4 protein-coding genes are annotated in these 2,608 nt (G+C 49.1%); all 4 read left to right on the forward strand.

Annotated elements, in window-relative coordinates:
* The first annotated feature begins 145 nt into the window (after nt 1–145).
* The 4 genes from ENN68_06525 to ENN68_06540 are packed head-to-tail and all read left to right on the forward strand — an operon-like array spanning nt 146 to nt 1,855.
* A complete protein-coding gene (locus ENN68_06525) occupies nt 146–829 on the forward strand; it encodes a hypothetical protein (protein HDS45728.1) in 684 nt (227 codons plus the stop codon).
* A 39-nt stretch (nt 830–868) separates the two neighbouring features.
* Nucleotides 869–1,048 carry a hypothetical protein gene (locus tag ENN68_06530; protein ID HDS45729.1) on the forward strand — a complete coding sequence of 60 codons (180 nt, stop codon included), beginning with the start codon at nt 869–871 and terminating at the stop codon, nt 1,046–1,048.
* Nucleotides 1,033–1,341, forward strand: a complete 309-nt coding sequence (locus tag ENN68_06535) for a hypothetical protein (GenBank protein ID HDS45730.1) — start codon at nt 1,033–1,035, stop codon at nt 1,339–1,341. Before ENN68_06530 ends, ENN68_06535 begins: the two co-directional genes overlap by 16 nt.
* 40 nt (nt 1,342–1,381) lie before the next feature.
* A complete protein-coding gene (locus ENN68_06540; protein ID HDS45731.1) occupies nt 1,382–1,855 on the forward strand; it encodes a nucleotidyltransferase domain-containing protein in 474 nt (157 codons plus the stop codon).
* Nucleotides 1,856–2,608 lie beyond the last annotated feature (753 nt).

Genomic DNA, 2,608 nt, shown 5'->3' on the forward strand with positions numbered 1-2,608 from the left:
CAGAGGATGTGCTCCTGAAGAGCCGGATGAGGGAAAACTTCACGTCCGGTTCTGTGAGGGGGCTCATAGTCACCTCGGAGCCAGTACTCCAACAAGAGGTAGGCTATGAGCTCTACTCGACAGGGAAGGGAAAACGCTCGGTGGGATGTTCTCAAATGAAATGATACTACTTCAAAAGAATAGTGATAACAGCTTATGTGGTAAGTTACTAACAAAAGTAATGGTTGATTCACTGAGCATTGCGAGTTACAATGCCTGTATGGGTCGAATTGTTGCCGCACCAACTGCGGGATCCTGCGGTATAGTACCTGCTGCGGTGCTTAATGTGCGCGATGAGTTGGGACTGGGAATTGACGAAACGGTTAAAGCACTCTTCGTGGCGGATATAATCGGGTATATCATCGCACGAAATGCAACGGTATCAGGCGCGGAAGGTGGATGCCAGGCCGAGTGTGGTGCCGCTGCTGCAATGGCTGCGGGCGCAATTGCAGTGCTCAAAGGCGCGGAGCCTGGGGTCATTCTCCATGCTGCCGCGTTAGCACTGAAAAACTGCTTGGGGCTTACCTGCGATTCCGTGGCCACTCTGGTCGAAGTCCCCTGTATAAAGCGAAACGCCTTTTTCGCTGTTCATGCCATTGTCGCTGCTGATTTGGCGCTTGCCGGTATTAAAAGCGTGATACCCTTCGATGAAGTCGTATTCGCTATGAAAGATACCGCAAGCCGGATGCCACCGCAATTAAAAGAAACCAGTGAAGGTGGATTGGCCATTACGAAAACGGCTAAAAGGATACAACGAGACCTTTTTGAAAAAGAGAACGCTCATCGCTAGAATTGGCGCAAATTCGTATGAAGACCATTATTCAGATCCATACATAAAGAGGGTAAGTACTACGTGGCGGTCGATCTGGTCACGAACGTTGCTGACCAGGGTCTAACGGAAGCAGAAGCAGTATCCAATCTGAAGAAAGGGCTAGAAGAACAGTATCAGATCCGCATGGAGCTCGCACCTAAGAATAGAAAGACGAAATATACATCAGTGGAGGAGTAAAATGGCAAAAAAAGAGATTGCACGCCGTTTTTGATGGTGAAGTACTGAGACCCGAGGCGGCAGTTGATTTGGAACCAAACGCTCGCTACCTTGTAACCATCGAGCGTAAAGAAAAGAAAGGTGCGCAGCAGAACCTCTGGGACGTGCTGAGCGCGTTCTCTGGCACGGTCGAAGGCCCAGAAGATTGGTCAAAAGAGCATGAACACTATCTCTACGGCACGCCCAGGCGTGCTAGCCTACCGAATCGTCAGATTTGCGTCAGATTTGCGTCAGATTGGCGCTCGATGCTATAAACGTCATCAACCTAAAGAAGAAAAAAGAGGTTTGTAAAGCATGCTGTCTGAAGCAGTGGTGGAAAAGATCACGAAGGAATTGAAGACCTTTTTCGGCACCGAGCTGGCGAGCATCGTGCTGTACGGGTCATATGCCGAAGGTAAGGAAACGAAGTATTCCGACATCGATATCTTGGTCGTCGTACGGCGGCAGTTTGAAGACCGAAGTGCCCGCAGAGCGTGTGAAATCGCGCTGCGAAAACGCCTCTATCGGGCTGTCGGGCAGGTCTCACCACGTGTGATTGGCACTGACATCCTCTTCACGACCCGGAGAAACTTCAACCCGCTGCTCCTGAATATCCTCAAGCACGGCATCCCGCTCCTCGATGACGGCACGTTCGCAACGCTCAAAGCAGAATTCCAGCGCATGATAAATGATAAAATACTACAGCCGAAGGAGGAATATTGGATGGTCGCAACCACATGGGCAATCGCAGTAAAAGAGAATTACAAAGTAGAGAAAGCGGTGCGGTGATCAAATGCCAACCCACAGGATCAGTGATAACGTGAAAGTGTCCTGTTAGACACTCCTGAAAGCTGTAGGACGTTCTCTACGCGATATCCTTGATCGGCTCAAATATAACAGCAACGGTTCCCGCCATCCTTTGACCGGAAAAATTCACGAAGTATTTATATGCTACTTCGCTTATATTTCTTTCGGCTAACCTCCTGGCTCTTTCTTGAACGATACGCTCCAGCCATCAAAAGGAACGACCATGCACCTGAAAAAGCCCAAAAACTTCTGAACCTGCCTGGTTCTATTCGTTGTCGGCGCGCTGATCGCGGTAAATATCATCCGGTTCAACTATTCCGATTTCACACGGCTAGCACTTTCTGCGCTCCTCACTGGCATCGGGTTCATCAGTGCCGGGTACGGGCTCTGGCACATGAAGCAATGGGGTGCGATCCTTGCCATCATCATTAGCTGCTTGAAAATGAGCCAGATACTTTTATATACCACCGTGAACGTCTACACGCCGGCCAGCATCATCATGTACGGTGGCATTATCCTGCTCGCGATACACGAATGGCGTGGCTTAAAATAGCGCTGCGCTCTGCTCCTGCAAAATACGCAATAAATCATTCGTTCATTCATGCATATAGCGTTTGCTAAAATATGTTATTGATAAGTACATATGTTTGTACACTGAAAGAGCGAACATGCCGCTCGTTACAGAGCGCAGGGATGAAAACTTGAATCGGGAGATGGAGCGACTAACTCATATGA

The sequence above is a fragment of the Methanomicrobia archaeon genome, from assembly GCA_011049045.1.
GTDB lineage: Archaea > Halobacteriota > Syntropharchaeia > Alkanophagales > Methanospirareceae > JACGMN01.

Excerpts from the sequence above, each read along its gene's own strand:
- ENN68_06525 (HDS45728.1), top strand. The coding sequence starts at position 146 with ATGTTCTCAAATGAAATGATACTACTTCAAAAGAATAGTGATAACAGC.
- ENN68_06540 (HDS45731.1), top strand. The coding sequence starts at position 1,382 with ATGCTGTCTGAAGCAGTGGTGGAAAAGATCACGAAGGAATTGAAGACC.